At 63.0% G+C, this 16,518-nt stretch carries 11 protein-coding genes; 4 read left to right on the top strand and 7 right to left on the bottom strand.

Translation table 11 applies throughout. The features are described from left to right. Window positions 1–25 precede the first annotated feature (25 nt). Window positions 26–3,049 carry a glycosyltransferase gene (locus IL54_RS11015; RefSeq protein WP_037475607.1) on the top strand — a complete coding sequence of 1,008 codons (3,024 nt, stop codon included), beginning with the start codon at window positions 26–28 and terminating at the stop codon, window positions 3,047–3,049. Window positions 3,050–3,065: 16 nt separating this feature from the next. Here the strand turns inward: IL54_RS11015 and IL54_RS11010 are convergent, their stop codons facing one another. The 6 genes from IL54_RS11010 to IL54_RS10985 all read right to left on the bottom strand — a co-directional run bounded on the left by IL54_RS11010 (window position 3,066) and on the right by IL54_RS10985 (window position 12,901). Next, window positions 3,066–4,319 (bottom strand): MFS transporter, encoded by a 1,254-nt coding sequence (locus tag IL54_RS11010; protein ID WP_037475605.1) that lies wholly within the window; start codon window positions 4,317–4,319, stop codon window positions 3,066–3,068. Then, entirely contained in the window at window positions 4,316–5,956 is a 1,641-nt protein-coding gene (locus tag IL54_RS11005) for a sulfatase family protein (RefSeq protein ID WP_037475603.1), read from the bottom strand. Before IL54_RS11005 ends, IL54_RS11010 begins: the two co-directional genes overlap by 4 nt. Then, a complete protein-coding gene (locus IL54_RS11000) occupies window positions 5,953–6,885 on the bottom strand; it encodes a formylglycine-generating enzyme family protein (RefSeq protein WP_037478399.1) in 933 nt (310 codons plus the stop codon). The genes IL54_RS11005 and IL54_RS11000 overlap by 4 nt, the downstream gene beginning before the upstream one ends. An 8-nt stretch (window positions 6,886–6,893) precedes the next feature. Continuing rightward, complete coding sequence (locus IL54_RS10995; protein ID WP_076605498.1) at window positions 6,894–8,750, bottom strand: glycoside hydrolase family 3 protein; 1,857 nt, start codon at window positions 8,748–8,750, stop codon at window positions 6,894–6,896. Continuing rightward, complete coding sequence (locus IL54_RS22975; protein WP_081912875.1) at window positions 8,716–10,425, bottom strand: glycoside hydrolase family 3 protein; 1,710 nt, start codon at window positions 10,423–10,425, stop codon at window positions 8,716–8,718. Before IL54_RS22975 ends, IL54_RS10995 begins: the two co-directional genes overlap by 35 nt. Window positions 10,426–10,510: 85 nt before the next feature. Next, window positions 10,511–12,901 carry a TonB-dependent receptor gene (locus IL54_RS10985; protein ID WP_237748857.1) on the bottom strand — a complete coding sequence of 797 codons (2,391 nt, stop codon included), beginning with the start codon at window positions 12,899–12,901 and terminating at the stop codon, window positions 10,511–10,513. 258 nt (window positions 12,902–13,159) lie between these two features. Between IL54_RS10985 and IL54_RS10980 the strand changes: the two genes are divergently transcribed. Further along, on the top strand, window positions 13,160–14,206 hold the full coding sequence (locus IL54_RS10980) for a LacI family DNA-binding transcriptional regulator (RefSeq protein WP_076605571.1): 1,047 nt from the start codon (window positions 13,160–13,162) through the stop codon (window positions 14,204–14,206). Window positions 14,207–14,223: 17 nt separating this feature from the next. Here the strand turns inward: IL54_RS10980 and IL54_RS10975 are convergent, their stop codons facing one another. Then, window positions 14,224–15,126, bottom strand: coding sequence for a LysR family transcriptional regulator (locus IL54_RS10975; RefSeq protein ID WP_037475602.1), 903 nt, complete (start codon window positions 15,124–15,126; stop codon window positions 14,224–14,226). 170 nt (window positions 15,127–15,296) lie between these two features. On the opposite strand from IL54_RS10975, the gene IL54_RS10970 reads away from it, so the two are divergent. Further along, window positions 15,297–15,626 carry a nuclear transport factor 2 family protein gene (locus IL54_RS10970; RefSeq protein ID WP_037475601.1) on the top strand — a complete coding sequence of 110 codons (330 nt, stop codon included), beginning with the start codon at window positions 15,297–15,299 and terminating at the stop codon, window positions 15,624–15,626. A 64-nt stretch (window positions 15,627–15,690) separates the two neighbouring features. After that, window positions 15,691–16,470, top strand: coding sequence for an SDR family oxidoreductase (locus IL54_RS10965; protein WP_037475598.1), 780 nt, complete (start codon window positions 15,691–15,693; stop codon window positions 16,468–16,470). Window positions 16,471–16,518 lie beyond the last annotated feature (48 nt).

Below are 16,518 nucleotides of genomic sequence, written 5' to 3'. Positions count from 1 at the left end.
TCCCCAAGCCCCGGTTCAAGACATAATGAATGACGCGCCGACACATGCCTGCGATATTGCGAACGAGACGTTCGACGACTGGTTGCCGGACAGCGACCCGGACAATGATGGCGCATTTTGCGGTGCCTGGCATGTCGAATATAAGAAGAACAGCCGCTTTGCGCTAACCCCTGCGCTGCAAGGCGACCGGCCCAGTGGGGTGGCGGTGACGCTTCATGACGGCGCGTCCTGGCTGCGGATCTGGCAACAATTGCCGCACCAGTCGGATGAGGCGCAGGCGGATTATGCCCTGGCGCTCAGCGCACCGGCCGAGGGCGGGGACGGGGTGCCTATCCTCAAATGGGTGGTGTTGCTGAGCATCGACGCGAAGGGGCAGCGAGTGCTGCACAAGACGTTGGTGCAGGGGCCGATCAGACTTGTTCCGGGATCTCGAATCGTTCGCAATTTTTTCACGGCGGGGAGCGTCGATGGTCGTCCGCTGCTGTTGGCGATGGATTTCGCCGATGGACCGGGGACATTGGCGATTGCATCCCTGTCCATCCATCCCCGTGGCCCTTTGCCGAACCAGCCTGCCTTGGCCAAACGGCCCGAACGGGTGTGCGTCACATCCTGGGACATGGCGCATAATCCGGTCGGTCGCGCCTTCCTGCTCGCCGATATGGCCGCTCGCCATCATAGCGTCGAACTGGTGGGACCGATCTTTAAAACCTATGGGACCAGCATCTGGCCACCAATCGCCGACGCCCTGTTGCCGATGCGCAGCTTTCCGGCGAGCGATATGGCGAGCTTCCTGCGCGGGGCGGCGGAGATGGCGCGCAACACGCGCTGCGACATCGTCCATGTCGGCAAGCCCCGCCTGCCGAGTCTGTTGCTGGGCCATCTGATTAGTCAGGCGAATAATTGCCCGATGATCGTCGATGTCGATGATCATGAACTGGCCTTCGTCAAGGACCGGACACCGGCCGATTGGGACGAAGTGCTGGCGGCAGCGGAAGCGGACGCTTCGGGCTTTGCCATACCGCATAGCGACCTGTGGACGCGCTTTGGCGAAACGCTGCTGGCGGAAGCCGATTATGTCACCGTCTCCAATATCGCGCTGCAGCACCGCTTTGGCGGTGCAGTGCTGCGCCATGCGCGCGACGAGACGCTGTTCGATCCAGCCCGCTATGATCGCGATCAGACGCGCGACGAGTTCGGCTATGGCGCGCAGGATCGCGTCATCCTGTTCCTGGGAACGCCGCGCGCCCACAAGGGTTTGCTGGATGTCGCCGAAGCGTTGCGCCGGGTGCAAGACCCCCGGCTGGCGCTGTGCGTCATCGGACGCATTGGCGACAAGGCGCTGAGCGAGACGCTGGCGACGTACACGGATATCCGCCTGGCGCTGCATCCCGATCAACCTTGGGATCGCTTACCCGAACTCGTCAACATGGCCGATGCCGTCGTGATCCTGCAAGACCCGGACCACCCGATCGCCGCCTATCAATTGCCCGCCAAGCTGACCGATGCGCTGGCCATGGGCGTGCCCGTGCTCGCCCGCACCGTGCCGCCTTTGGAGGATATCGCCCTGGCGCGCGCCTATCTGCCCGTGCCGAACGATGCGGCGTTGGATGCTGCCCTGCGCGATGTGGCGGCGGACCGGATTGCGTCGCAGGGACAGGCGGGGCGGACTTATTTCCTGACCGAGATGAGCTATGCCGTGAATGCGGCGCGCCTCGACCTGGCCTATCGCGCCGCACAGGCAGCGCGCCCGGCCGCCACGCCGCTGCTGGACCGGACGCTCAAGCTGCTGTCGCGCAAGACCGGCATTGCGCTTGGTCCATCGGCACGCCGCCCACCGCTCAGACGCGACGACGCCCCGCGCGACATGATCTTCCTGTGGAAGCAGAATGACTCCGACATCTATGGCCGCCGTCCTGACATGCTGGCCAAATATATGCTGGAGACGGGCAAGGTGCGGCGCATCATCCATCTCGACGCGCCGATTGCTCTGCAGGAACTGGAACAGCAAAGCGAGGCGGCGCAGCAGCAGGCCGCGCATCAAGGCAGGCAGATTTACGAGACCGTAAAAAAGCGAGTACTGCGCCAGGCCGACACAGCGGACTTTCTGCGCCGCACCTTCCTGCATCGCGGTCGCGCGGCATCGGGCGAAGCCTTCGGGCAAGCCTTGCCACCCCCCGAAGCCTATGCCGATTTCCTGCGCGCCCTGCGCGAAGAGGCGGCGGTGCAGGATGGGCCGTTGCTATGGGTCTCGCCGCTCGTGTTCGACTATCCGCTGGTGATGGAGGTGTTCAAGCCCAGGCTGGTCATCGCCGACCTGATCGATGACCAGCGCACCTTCCCCGGATTGAGCGCGGCCTATCGCCAGCGCGTCGAAGAAGGCTATGAAGCGATATTGCGGGATGCCGACATGGTGTTCAGCAATTGCGAGCCCATAAGGGAGGTGTTCGCGCCGCTGCGCACGGACATTCATCTGGTGCCTAACGGGTGCGAGCGGCTGAGGGGCGAGGTTGAAGCGCATGCTGCGCTGCGCGACCTGCCGCGGCCCATCATCGGCTATGTCGGCAATCTGCGCGACCGGGTGAACTGGCCGTTGATCGAGCGGATCGCGCGAGCCTACCCCGATGGCAGCATCGTGCTGGTCGGGTCTGCGCATGGCCGACCGGAGGTGGCCGCTATCGCCGAGCGGCACGCCAACATCCATATGCTGGGCGTCAGGCCCTATGACGAAGCCTTGCAGATCATGCGCGGATTCGACGTCGCGATCATGCCGCATCTGCAAAATGCGCTGAGCGATCGGATGAACCCGCTCAAACTCTATGTCTATTTCGCCTCCGGCCTGCCGATCGTCGCATCGGCCGTCGCCAACATCGATGAACTGGCACCCTATATCGCGGTCGCCGATACGGATGATCAGTTCATGGCCCAGATCAAGGCGGTGCTGAACGGCTGGATTCCGCCGGTCAACCCGGCGCTGCGCGACTATCTGGTCGGCAAGATGTCGTGGCAGACGCGGGTCGACGCGATTTGGCAGGTACTTGAAGGCGAGTGACGCGCGGTGCCGCCGCTTACCGAGAGCGGCGGACCGGGTTGATCGCGAAGGCCCCTAGCAAGGCGAATAGGCAGCCGACGATATAGATGGCGGCGTAATTTTTGCCGCTCGCGCTGCCGATGGCGAGGATGATGGGGGCGATGGCCGGGGCCAGGGACTGGGGCAGGGAATTGGCGATCTGGAACACGCTCATATCCTTGGCGCGGTCTTCCTCGCTTGGCAGGATCGCCGCGAGCAAAGCCAGATCGACGGCGAAATAGAGCCCCTTGCCGATCCCCGCCAGGGCAACGCCGACCAGAAATTGCGACACGGATGGCGCAAGCGCGATCACCAGAAAACCGGAGGCTTCCAGCGCGGCGGCAACGAAGATCAGCGGCTTGCGACGGCCCGTCCAGTCCGTGATGAAGCCACCGACCAGCGAGATGGCGATGGTGGCCGACGCGATGATCGCCATCGACTTGACCATCACCTGGGTCGCGTCCGACCGGCTGAGCGATAGCTGGTCGGTCAGAAAGAAGAGCTGATAGGTCAGCAGGAAGGACCAGGCCATCATGATGAGGAAGCGGCTGCCAAAGGCCCAGCTGAAATCCCAGTCGCGGAACGGCGCGAAGATGGAGCGCAGCATGATGAGCGGATTCATCTTGCTGTCGCTGCTGACCGCCGGACGATCGGGCAGGATGACGCATAGAGTCAAGACGCTGGCGACCGTGATGCCAAAGGGCACCAGGAACATCAGCAGGTCCGACGATTGCGTATATTGCGTGATCCAACTGCCGACGAAAGTGCCTGCGGTCGATGTCATGCCGAGCATACCGGCAACGCGGCCCTGCATGCGGAAGGGGATGATGTCGGGCAGGATCGGCAGGCAAGCGGCTTGCATGGCATTGAATCCGGCCTGACAGATGACCCAGCCGATGCCCAGCAGCAGCAGGTTGGGTGCGGTGCCGAGGATGGTCAGCCCCAATCCGCTGACCAACAGGCCGCCGACCAGCCAGGGGCGACGGCGGCCGAAACGGCTGCGGGTGCGGTCCGACAGCGCACCGCAGATCGGCGTGATGACGAGCGCGACAAAGCCGCCGATGGCGAGGATGATGCCAAGCCAGCGGCCCTTTTCGGCTTCCCCCGCAATTTCACTGACGCGCAGCGCGATGGTGATAACGACCGGCGTCAGCAGGGCGATCCAGATGCCGAACTGGGCCAGCACATAGATGGCGATGAAGCCGAGCGACACCGGCGGACGCCCCTGATGCACGGTCGGTTGACCGATCATGGCCGATAGGCCTTGCCCGCAGCATCGGCTTTCTGCTTCGCTGGCGTATCAGCGAACAGGTCGTTCATCTTCGACGGCAGGTTGGGCTTAACATACCAGCCGGCTGGAAAATCGGCGGCGCGTGCGCCATCGATCTTGCGATGGACCAGGCCCGAACTGGTCTTGCGGGTGTAAGGGACGACATGCTCGCCCTTGCTGTTGCCGAGTTGGTCGAACAGTGCCTTGCGCAAAGTAATCTTGGTGTCGAGCCAAGCCGGATCTTCGATCAGATTATGCATCTCGTCCGGGTCAGTCTTGAGGTCGTACAGTTCCTCCATATCCCAGACGCCATGATATTGGATATATTTCACCCGGTCCCGCTCGATCGCGAATGTCGTGGGAGTCTGCGGGAAGCTCCATTCCCAATAATATTCATAGACGAAATCGCCGGGATTCCAGGCCTTCTCGTCGATCTTGCCTTCGGCCACGGGGAGGAAACTCTTGCCCTCCATCTGCTGCGGTTTGTCGACATGGGCGATGTCGAGGAAGGTCGGCGCGAGGTCGAGGTTGCGCACGACCGCCGGATTGGTGACGCCCTTTGGCACCATGCCCGGTGCCCAGACGATCATCGGCACGCGGACCGAGGGCTCATAGGCGTTGCGCTTGTCGATCAGGCCATGTTCGCCGATCATGAAGCCATTGTCGGAATAGAAAACGACCATGGTATTCTTGTCGAGCTTGTTCTTCTTGAGGTAAGCCATGATCCGCCCCAGACTGTCATCGACGGGGCTGAGCGTGCGATAATAGTCGCGGACCTGCTCGGTCATGGGATTGTCGGTATGATAGGGGAAGTCCGCACCGTGCCAGCTGTTGCGCTGGTTCTGCACCCACAGCGGCTTGCCTGCATTATTTTCCGGCGTGTTCGCCATGCTGGCGGGCAGTTTGATGTCGAGCTTGCTGTACTGGTTCTTGTAGCGTTCGGGCGGTAGCGGGTCGCTATGGACGGCCTTGTGGCTTAAATAGAGGAAGAAGGGCTTGGACGTGTCGCGCCCCTTTTCCAGCCAGTTCATCGCATAGTCGGTCAATTCGTCGGTGATATAGCCGGTGCGCTTCACCGCCGTACCATCGACGTTGAGCATTTGCCGATCGCCCGCCGCGAGCCGTTCGGGCGACAGCAATTCGGTCGGGAAATATGTGCCCTGCCCCTTGAAGCTGACCCATTTGTCGAAGCCTTCGCGCGGCGCATCGGTGTCGAAACCCATATGCCATTTGCCGAAGAAGCCGGTCTGATAACCTGCCTGTTGAAGATATTTGGGGAAGAAAGTCAGGCCCTCCTCCGAACTATTATTATTGTCGATCACGCCATGGTTGCGCGCGGTCTGGCCGGTCAGGATCGTCGCGCGGCTGGGCGAGCAGAGCGAGGAGGTGACGACGGCGTTGGGGAAGTAGACGCCATTCTTGGCCAAGGCATCGATATTCGGCGTCTGAAGGCCCGGCGTCAGAAAGCCCATCGCATCATAGCGCAGGTCATCCACCAGCACGAAGATCATGTTGGTCGGCTTTTGCGGCGCATTGACGGGCTTGGCCAGCACGCCCGGTCCCAACAAGGTGCAAGCGGCAAGGGCGGCGGCGCGCAGCGCGCGGCGGGCGTTCTTCATGAGCGATGTTCCTTCTTGTCGCGGATGATGCAGCGAAAGCCGATATGGCTGGTCGAACTATCCACCGCCTGCGGGTGGCGGGCGGCCGGGCGATAGCGCTGGCAATAATTGGGTGCGCAGAGATGGGAGCCACCCTTGAGCACCTTGCGCGGGATCGGCGCATCGGGGTTGGTGGGGTCGAGGCTTTCGCGCTTCGTGCCGCCGCGCGGATTGGCGGGAACACAGCAACTGCCCTTGGCCTTGCGCTCGATCCGGGGCTGAGCGAACCAGTCGGTCGTCCATTCCCACACATTACCGATCATATCGAACAGGCCATGGCCGTTGGCGGGATAGGTGCCGACCGGCGATGTCCGCTCATAGCCATCGTCCAGCGTGTTGGCGAAGGGGAAAGCGCCCTGCCAATGATTGGCCAACATCGCGCCGCCCGGCGCCAGTTCGTCACCCCAGGCGAAGTCCGCGCCATCCAGGCCGCCACGCGCGGCATATTCCCATTCCGCTTCGGTCGGCAGCGATTTTCCGGCCCATTTTGCATAGGCCTCCGCATCCTTGAACGCGACATGGACGACTGGATGATCCTCCAGCCCGTCGAGGCTGCTGTCGGGGCCATGGGGGTGCCGCCAGTCGGTGCCGAAGCTGAAATGCCACCATTGGCTATAGTCGGCCAGATCGACTGGGCCGCGCGTGCGTTGGAATAGCAACGATCCCGGCTGCGCCAGGGCCGGGTCCATACCAGGATAATCTTTGGGGTCGGGCGCGATCTCGGCCAAAGTGATGTGCCCGGTCGCCGCCACGAAGCGCGCGAAATCGCGGTTCGTTACCAGGGTCTCGTCGATCCAGAAGCCATCCACCTGAACCCGGCGGACGGGCGCTTCTTCGGGATAGAAACGGTCCGACCCCATCTGGAACGCGCCGCCGGGCACATGGCGCATGCCGTCGGTCATTGATCGCCGCCCACCACGATCCCCGCGCCGCGCGGATAGGCGGGGGGTGGGCCATCATCGGAAAGATCGGGACGCTGCGCCCCCACATCGGCCATCGACCGGGGCAGCGAGAAGGGCAAGCGGCCCTGTGCCGTGGCGCGGCCCGCGACCACGTCCAGCACGGCGGCATCGCTCGCGCCGAAGGTGACGATCAGGGCGCGGGCCATGGGTTCGATCGCGGTGAGGATGGCCGGGCGGTCCATCTCGATGGCAACGATGGTGGGGACGTGGGCGGCGGCGCGCGCGATCGCCTGCACATCCTTGTCATCGGGGCGGAGGTCCAGCCGCCCTTCATGCTGGCGGGAGCCGAAGAAATGATGGGGGTGCAAGGTTTCGAACGGCGTCGCTGTGCGCACCAGCGCGACCTGCGCCTGTGCGGGATCGTCCACCACGACGAAGCCAGCGGCGCGAGCTGCAACCGGATCGACGCCGTGCAGCCAGATGCGCTGGCCCGGCGCGACTGGTAGGGTCGCGCGATCGTTGCGCAACAGCACCTGGCTGGCGCGCTGGACCGCATCGGCCTGGCGCTGGGCCTCAGGATTGCCGACAATCCGTGCGGCCGCCTGTTCATCGACATAAGGGTTGTCGAACAGCCCCTGTTCGAACTTGAGGCGCAGCACGCGGCGGGCGGAATCGTCGATCCGTTGGATGCTGACCAGCCCTTCGGCGACGGCGTCGAGGATGGGCGCGGGGTCGTCGGCACCGCCGAACTGGTCGATCCCCGCCACTATGCCCTTGGCGAAGCGGGCGGTCTTGTCGGCCTGCTCCATGCCCCAAGGCATACCGATCGATGCAGGTGTCTGCGGGTTAGCAGCATCAGGCGCGACGCAGGCCTGCGGACAATCGCGGGTGATCGACCAGTCCGATACGATCAAACCGGCAAAACCCTTGTCGCCACGGAGCAGGCCGGACAGCAATTGTTTGTTGAAGCCGCCGCCGACAGGCTCGATCGGCTGCCCTGCGACTTTTGGCCCCTGGACGATGACATAGGTCGGCATCACGCCTGCACTGCGCGCCGCCAGTGCGCCATCAAAGGCGCGGATATGGTCGGCGAAGGATGCGTCGGTCAGAGTGGCGTGACGACCATAGCCATTATGCCCGTCAAACCCCTCCGGCTGCGCGCCATAGCCGACCCAATGTTTGACGACGGTGGCGACCCCCTGCGCAGTGACCCCATCGGTCCCCTGCTGGAACCCTTCGACATAGGCACCCGCGAGGCGCGACACCGTGTCGGGGTCGGACCCGAAGGTCGCCGAAAAGCGCGCCCAGCGCGGTTCGGTGGCAAGGTCAGCCTGGGGCGACAAAGCCATATGGATGCCGACGGCGCGATATTCGGCGCGGGCGATATCGCCGAAGCGACGCATGACGGAGGGATCGTTCAGCGCTGCAAAGCCGAGCATATCGGGCCAGAGCGAAAAGCCGCCGCCGGTCGTACTGGCCCCCAAGGTCGCCTGAAAATGGTGGCGCGGGTCGGTGCTGATCGTCGCTGGAATGCCGAGGCGTCCGGCCTCCGCCAGTTTCTGGATCGCGTTATTCTGCGCCGCCAATTGGGCAGGCGGCACTACGAGGCGGGTGATGAAGCTGGATATGTGGCGATCGCGCATCAGGCGGGTGGTCGCCGCCTGATCATAGGCCTGTCCGGCAAAGCCGATCGACGATCCGGGCGTCGGCAACGTCCCGTGCAGCATCAGCCCGGCCTTTTCCGGGAGCGTCATGCGCGCCAGCAGATCCTCGACCCGCTGATCGATCGGGACATGCTTGTCCTCATAGGGATCAAGCCTACCATCGCAACTGCCCTTTCCCGCAAAACGCATCGACCGGGCTGACCCCTGTAAAAGCGGCTTCCCCCACCAGCCGTTCGACCAGCGCCGTCTGAATATCGGGCAGCGAAGCGTAGGCATTGATATAGGTAGAGAAGTTCGGCGCGTCATACAGATAATAGGGTTGCCCAAAGGAGACGAGCAGCGTCGGGATTTCCCGGTTGAACTGGATCATCGCATTGCGGGGACCAGCGTGGAGCTTGGCGAAGTCGAGGAAGATATGGCCGAGGCCCGGTGTCGCTTCCTGGCCGATGAGATAGAGGATGAGGTCGGTGTCCTCAGGTGTCGGCATGGCTTCGGCGTCGAAATGCCGGACCGCAAAGCCCCGTAGTTCGAGGCCCTGTACCAGCGGGGTGAAGTCGCGGTCCGGTGCGCCTGCGAAAAAGCTGGTGCCCGCGTCCGATATCACAACGACGCGCCCGTGGTTCGCGGGGCTGATCGGCAGCAGCCCGTCGCGATCCTTGACCAGGGTCAAGCCGTCCGCGACGGCGCGCCGGGCGACATCCAGATGGCCGGGACGGCGCAAGGCTTCGCGCACCTGCGGCAGGGGGGCGATCCGTTCATCAAGGGTCATACGGTGCAGACCGAGCTTCGCCTTGAGCGACAGGCAGCGGGTGACCGCTTCATGCAGGCGGCGCTCCGACAGGCGGCCTTCGCGCAGCCCCTTGAGCATCAAGGCCATGTCCTGCGCCGGGTCGCGGCTGAACAGGAACATGTCACAGCCATTTTCGATGATGGCAGGCACGGCTTCAGCGCGCCCCATCCAACTGGTGATGCCACCCATGACGGTGGCATCGGACAGGATCAATCCGTCGAAACCCAGCTGCCCGCGCAACAGCTCTTCGTTCAGCAGGCGTGACACGGACGCCGGTTCATAAGCCTGCGCGCCCGCCCGCGGGAATTTTTCGCGGATATAAGCGGGCAGCGCGATATGCGCGGACATGATCGTCATCACGCCATCGTCGATCAGCGCGCGGAAAATGCGGCCGAAGGTCGCTTCCCATTCGGCGAGGTCCATGTCGTTGACGCTGGTGACCAGATGCTGGTCGCGATCGTCCAGCCCGTCGCCCGGCCAATGTTTGGCGCAGGCGGCAACGCCCTGTGCTTGTAGCGCACGGATATAGGCCTTGGCTTGGTCCAGAATGCGATCGGGGTCGGAGCCGTAGGAGCGCGTGCCGACGACGGGGTTGCGGAATGCCCGGTTGATATCCACGACCGGGGTGAAGGACCAATTATAGCCAAGCGCGCGGCTTTCCTGGCCGACGATGGTCGCGAGTTGGGTGCTCAGCGCAATATCGTCGCACGCGGCGATGCCCATCTGGTTGGGAATGGCGGTGGTGAAGGGGTAGCTGACCGTTCCGCCTTCAATATCGCCCGACAGGATGAGCGGCACGTCGGACCGCTCCACCGCGTCGCGCGCCGCCGCCCAGGCCGCATCCAGATCGCGCGTCGGAAAGCGGTGGATGCCACCGGGCGCGTGCACGAGCAGTTCGTCGGTTTCCGCCACACTGTCATGGCGCGAGGACAGGATGAACAGTTGCGCGATCTGCGCCTCGACGCTCAGGGCGTCGCGCGTGCGCTCGACCCAGCGTGTGTCCTCAGGTGACAGGGCAAGCGGAGAGGTGCGTTGCGCTACATCGGTCGACAGGGATTCACGGCCAATATTCATGCGGGCGAACCTTGCGGGTTCTTCATCGGTTCAGCTCCCACCAACAACAGGGGCGCGACGGCGATCTCGCCGCCGCGCCGTCGGATCAGAACTTCACGCCGAGGTTGGCGCCGAAGTAGCGGTCCGCGTCCTTGTTGAAGGTGCCCACGAGGTCGGTATTGCCGCCCAGGAACGACGTATGGCCGATGCTGGTGAGGTAGTTTTCGTCAAACAGGTTCTTGACGAACAGGGTCAGGCTGTAACGACCATCGATCTGCTTCACGCCGATGCTGGCATCGACCAGCGTATAGGCAGGTTGTTCCAGCAACGGATCCTGCTCGACCGAGAAGTTCATCGCGCTCTGGAAATTGACGCCGACCTGCGCAAAGCCCGAAAGATTCGTACCTGCAATGTCCGCCTCATAGCGAGGAGCGAAGCTGATTTTCCAACGCGGGCTGACCGGCAGCGTCGCGCCGCGCAGGTTCTGGATCGGCGTGACACCCGCGGCCGGGCGATAGCAGATGTTGGTCGGCATGCCCGACAGGACTGGCGCGGCAGCGTTGAACTGCTGCGGACAATTGAGACCGTCAATATCGATGGTGGCGTGGGAGTAGGTGACGGCGCCGGTCAGGCTGAAGCGATCGTCGGGACGGACGGTGGCTTCGATTTCAAAGCCCTTGGTTTGCGACTTGCCGGCGTTAGTGGGCGCGAATTGCGTGACGCCCGCGGCGATGTCCGAACGGTTGGCCTGAACCTGAAGATTGGAATAGTCAGCCAGGAACAGGGCGGTGCTGACGCTCAGGACGCCATCTGCCGTGCGTCCCTTGAAGCCGACTTCATAGGCATTGACATGTTCGGGTTCGAGCACGGTCTGATCGGCGAGATTGGCCGAAATCTCGATATCATAACCCAGCCCCTTATAGCCGCGCGTATAGCTGGCGTAGACCTGCGCATCCCGGCTGAATTCATATTGCAAGCCCGCCTTGCCGGTCACTGCCGTATCGTCCGCCGTGACCGATCCGCTGACAGGCGCATTGCCGGGCATGACGGCATCGCCGGGGACTAGCGGCGCGATGCGGCTGCCGCTGTTGGTGCCCTTCTCATATTGCAGGCGCAGGCCACCAATGGCCTTGAGACCGCCGGTGATGCGATATTCGACCTGACCAAAGGCAGCGACACTGTCCTGCTTCAAGCGGATGTTGCTGGCCGAAGATTGGTAGATGGTATTTTCGGGCGCACATGGCTGACCGAAGGTGCCCGCCGTGCAGCGCGCGCGACGACGGTCGAAAGGCCGCTTGATGTCGGAATGCATGTAGAAAACGCCAGCGACATAGTTGAAATTGCCGCTGTCATTATTGGCGATCCGCAGTTCCTGACTGAAAGCACCAATATCAAGGGCACCGCCGTTGCGGTTCCAATTGGAGTAGGCGGCCGAGGCACCAACGAAGAGCGGAACATCGCTGTTGATGCGCTCGATCGGCTGGTTCACCTCCAGATAATAATCCTGATAGGCGGTAATGGAGGTCAGGGTCGCGCCGCCCAGATCCCAGTCGGCCTGTAGCGAATAGGTCTGCTGGTCGCTGTTGGAAGAGGTGACCGTCTCATCATTGAGCGTGCGGTTTTCGCGGGTCGCATTGATCGGACCGACCAGCGTCTGCAGGTTGGGATTGTTGATCGCGATCCAGGTCGATGCACAGCAATCCGCTTCGGTCTTGCGATATTCGCCTGTGAAGAGCAGGTTCAGATTCTCGGTCGCGTCCCATTCCAGCTTGCCGCGCACGCCCCAGGATTTGGAGCCATTGTCCCAGCTGTCAGTGGCGATGTTGCGGGCAACGCCGCGCACGTCGTTGTAGAAGCCGGTGACGCGGGCGCGGAGCGTGTCGCTGATAGGGCCGGACACGGTGCCGCGGGCGCGATATTCGTCATGCTCGGCGATGGTCACTTCGCCGCGACCTTCAAATTCGCGCGAGGGGCGCGCGGTCGTGACGCTGATGACGCCAGCGGTCGCGTTCTTCCCGAACAACGTGCCCTGCGGCCCGCGCAGCACTTCGATACGCTCGATATCGGCGAGGTCGGTAAAGCCCTGCGTCTGGCGCACTGCGACGACGCCATCGACGACGGTGGACACGGAGGATTCGACACCCTGCCCGAACAGGGCAGTGCCGATGCCGCGGATACGGAAGCTGCTGTTGGTGGGCGTTGCACCCTGCTGGAAGGTCAGCGAGGGCACGGCCTGCACCAGCGAAGCGCTGTCGTTGATCTGGCGGTTGGACAGGGCATCGGCCGAAACGGCGGTAACCGCGAGCGGCACATCCTGCAGCCGCTCGGCGCGCTTTTGCGCGGTGACGACGATGTCGGTGCCGGCATTATTGTCGTCGGCTGCGGCAATCGCTGCATCTTGCGCAAAGGCGGGAGTCATGTTGGCGGCGGCGAGCGTCGCAATCAGCCCGATCATGGACGAGCCGGACAGACGTTGAATGACCTTAGAAGCTTTCATAGTACCTCCCCTTTATGCCTGTCGGATTGATTTCCGACGTTTGCAAACAAACAATATGGGCTATGCGACCCGAAGTGCCCATTGATCTTGTAGCGCTACATGTTGCCTTCCGACCCTTGAGTCAAACAAATATGTAGCGCTACATATTTTTCCGGGCGGGGTTGTCGCTTTTCCGACACAGGGCGCGCCCGTGCAGGCGATTCATGGATTGAAGCGCAGGCGCGTTAAGCTATGGAAGAGCATGGGTTTGGGAAAAAGATGACAAGACGGCCGAGCAAGACGATCACCATCAAGACCGTCGCCGAACTCGCAGGCGTGTCGCCCATGAGCGTGTCGAACGTTCTCAACAACCGGCATAAGGTGCGCGAAAGCACGCGGCAGGCCGTGATGGACGCTGTCAAGACACTCAACTATTCCCTCAACCCTGCGGCTAAGTCGCTGGCAGGCTCCGGCATGACCCGCATCGGCCTGATGTATCGCAATATCGAAAATGCGTTTCTCAGCTCGATCTTGATCGGCAGCCTGGAAACCACCAACCGCATGGGCGCGCAACTCTTGTTGCAGCCGCTCGAAGTGGGCGACGCCGGGGAAGTGGCGGCGGGTATTCAGACCCTTATCAGCAACGGTGCGAACGCCATCCTGATTGCTCCGCCCTATTGCGAGATCGCCAATAGCCATGGCCTGACCAAAGATGCGCCAGTGCCGATCGTGGCGCTTTCCCCCGGCGACGATCTCACTGACGAATATTGCATCCGCATCGATGATTTTGCGGCGGCGCGCGACATGACGCGCTATCTTATCAGCCTCGGCCATAAGGATATCGGCTTCATTCGCGGCGCCGGGCATCATCTGATCAGCAGGACGCGGCGGGACGGCTATATCGCCGCGTTGCGAGAGGCCGGCATCGCCCTACGCCCCGAACTGATCGCTGATGGCGATATGAGTTTCGAATCCGGGCTGGACGCCGCGCAGACGCTTCTGAGCCTGGCCCCCCGGCCCACCGCCATTTTCGCCAGCAACGACGATGTCGCGGCGGCCGTTACGTCGCTGGCGCATCGGCAGGGGCTGGATGTCCCGCACGACCTGTCGGTCGCGGGTTTCGATGACACCCCCATTGCGGTGAAGATCTGGCCTGCCCTCACGACTGTTCGCCATCCGGGGGCAAGGATCGCATCGGAAGCGGCGACGCTGGGCATCATGCTGGCGCGCGGAGGAGATGCCCCAGCAAAAAGCGCGACCCATCTCGACTATATGCTGGCTATCCGGGAATCGACCGCGCCGCCGCACGGGTCGGGCAGCCATTAGATCGTCATCACCGCTCATCATGCTGCCGACGCGGCGAAATCGCGGGCGAGGTCGACGAAGGCCTTGAACGCGGCAGATGGGTTTCGTCGGTTGGGATAATAGAGGCACAGCGGCGCGAGCGGCGGCGTCCAGTCTTCCAGGACACGGACCAGACGGCCCGCCTTCATGTCCTCGCGAATGTCGGATTCCATGAGGAAGCCGATCCCGACGTCGTCCAGCACCGCCATGCGCGCGAGACTGGCCTCGTCCAGCGTCATCGAGCCATCGACGTCGATCTGCACCGCTTGCCCCGCCTTTTCGAACTGCCAGCGAAACAGGCTGCCGTTGGGTAGTCGGACACGCAGACATGGATGCGCAAGAAGGTCCGGCGGGACCAGCGGCGTCCCATGCGCCGCCAGATAGGTGGGCGACGCAACGACGGCATAGCGCCGATACAGACCGAGCGGGATAGCGATCATGTCGCTGGGCACCAGGTCGGCCGTGCGAATGCCCGCATCAAATCCGTCCGCGACGATATCGACGAGCCGCCCTTCCGTGACGAGATCGATATGGACCTGCGGATAGCGGCGAAGATAGTGGAGGAGCAGGGGCGAGAATATCTCCCGCGCGGCCGTGGCAAAGGCGTTGATGCGCAACGTGCCTGAGGGCGTTGCCTGCTGCGACCGGGCGGCATCCATCGCCTCGTGAATGTCCTGCAGCGCCGGGCCGACCTTGCCGACAAAATCGCGCCCCGCATCGGTCAGCGAAACGCTGCGGGTGGTGCGGTTGAACAAGCGCACGCCAAGCTGCCGTTCCAGCTTCCCGATGGCGTTGCTCAGCGCGGTGGTGGAGACGCCCAGATCGATCGCCGCCGCGCGGAAAGACCCCCGGCGCACGATCGCGATTACCGCGTCAAGTTCGATCAGACCATGCCGCATCATTATCCCGCTTTTCGTAACAGCGCATCCCGATCTATCCCGATTATCATGGCGCGCGTCTACCGCTAACTTGGCTGACAAGATCCAACCCTGGATGCACGGCGGCCCGTGACACGGATCATCCGCCCCTTTGCTATCCTGGACAGGTCGAAACGCATGGAAGGAAGCCAGATATGACGGTTCAACTGCCCCCGCCCATCGCCGCCTATTTCGCGGCCGATGCCAACAAGGACGGCCATGTGGTAGCGCATTGCTTCACCGACGACGCCGTGGTGAAAGACGAAGGCAAGACGCATAGCGGGAAGGACGCCATCCGGGACTGGAAGGCGCAATCCTCCACCACCTACCGCTATACGGTCGAGCCGTTCGCCATCGCCACTGATGGCGCACGGACGGTCGTGACCAGCCATCTCGAAGGCGACTTTCCCGGTAGCCCGCTCGACCTGCGCTATTTTTTCACGCTCGACGGCGACAAGATCGCTGCCCTCGAAATCATCCCATGAGCGCGGGGTATCACCGCGTCGGGCACGCTATATCTCAAATATCTAAGCGAATGGATACCAACATATGACGCCTTTTCTGACCTTGCAGGGGAAGCGCGCGTTGATCACGTCGGGCACCCGTGGCGCGGGCGCGGCGACGGTCGATCTGTTCCGCGAACTTGGCGCGCAGGTTCTCACGACGGCGCGCACCCGGCCTCCGGGCACCCCGGACGCGCTGTTCGTAGCCGCCGATCTTACCACGGCCGAAGGTTGCAGTGAATTGGCAAGCGCGGTGCGCGATCGGCTGGGCGGGGTGGACATCATCGTTCACATGCTGGGCGGATCATCGGCACCAGCCGGGGGATTTGAAGCGCTGAGCGATGCAGAATGGCGCAACGCCCTGGACCTCAACCTTATGCCCGCGGTCCGGCTGGATCGCGCGCTGCTGCCGGACATGCTGTCCCGCGGCAGTGGCGTGGTGATCCACGTCACTTCCATCCAGCGCGAACTGCCTCTGCCGGAAGCGACCACCGCCTACGCCGCCGCCAAGGCAGCGCTTTCCACCTATAGCAAGAGCCTGTCCAAACAAGTGTCGCCCCAGGGCGTCCGGGTGGTGCGGGTGTCGCCGGGCTGGATCGAAACGGAATCAGCCGTCGAACTGGCAACCCGACTCGCAGCCGAGCATGGCGGCGACATCGCCCAGGGCAAGAAGATGATCATGGACTGGCTCGGCGGCATTCCGATCGGCAGGCCATCGACACCGCAAGAGGTCGCCAGCCTGATCGCTTTCCTAGCGTCCGACCGGGCGGGGACCATCACCGGCACCGAATATGTCATCGATGGCGGGACCGTGCCAACGGTGTGAGAATGATGTGTTCCTACGGGCACCGGAGGATCGAGGGTAAAATAGGAA

This window comes from Sphingobium sp. ba1, from assembly GCF_000743655.1.
Classification (GTDB): Bacteria; Pseudomonadota; Alphaproteobacteria; order Sphingomonadales; family Sphingomonadaceae; genus Sphingobium.
This window is presented reverse-complemented; position numbering and strand designations above follow the sequence as displayed.

Excerpts from the sequence above, each read along its gene's own strand:
- IL54_RS11015 (WP_037475607.1), top strand. The coding sequence starts at position 26 with ATGAATGACGCGCCGACACATGCCTGCGATATTGCGAACGAGACGTTC.
- IL54_RS11010 (WP_037475605.1), bottom strand. The coding sequence starts at position 4,319 with ATGATCGGTCAACCGACCGTGCATCAGGGGCGTCCGCCGGTGTCGCTC.
- IL54_RS11005 (WP_037475603.1), bottom strand. The coding sequence starts at position 5,956 with ATGAAGAACGCCCGCCGCGCGCTGCGCGCCGCCGCCCTTGCCGCTTGC.
- IL54_RS11000 (WP_037478399.1), bottom strand. The coding sequence starts at position 6,885 with ATGCGCCATGTGCCCGGCGGCGCGTTCCAGATGGGGTCGGACCGTTTC.
- IL54_RS10995 (WP_076605498.1), bottom strand. The coding sequence starts at position 8,750 with ATGCGTTTTGCGGGAAAGGGCAGTTGCGATGGTAGGCTTGATCCCTAT.
- IL54_RS22975 (WP_081912875.1), bottom strand. The coding sequence starts at position 10,425 with ATGAATATTGGCCGTGAATCCCTGTCGACCGATGTAGCGCAACGCACC.
- IL54_RS10985 (WP_237748857.1), bottom strand. The coding sequence starts at position 12,901 with ATGAAAGCTTCTAAGGTCATTCAACGTCTGTCCGGCTCGTCCATGATC.
- IL54_RS10980 (WP_076605571.1), top strand. The coding sequence starts at position 13,160 with ATGACAAGACGGCCGAGCAAGACGATCACCATCAAGACCGTCGCCGAA.
- IL54_RS10975 (WP_037475602.1), bottom strand. The coding sequence starts at position 15,126 with ATGATGCGGCATGGTCTGATCGAACTTGACGCGGTAATCGCGATCGTG.
- IL54_RS10970 (WP_037475601.1), top strand. The coding sequence starts at position 15,297 with ATGACGGTTCAACTGCCCCCGCCCATCGCCGCCTATTTCGCGGCCGAT.
- IL54_RS10965 (WP_037475598.1), top strand. The coding sequence starts at position 15,691 with ATGACGCCTTTTCTGACCTTGCAGGGGAAGCGCGCGTTGATCACGTCG.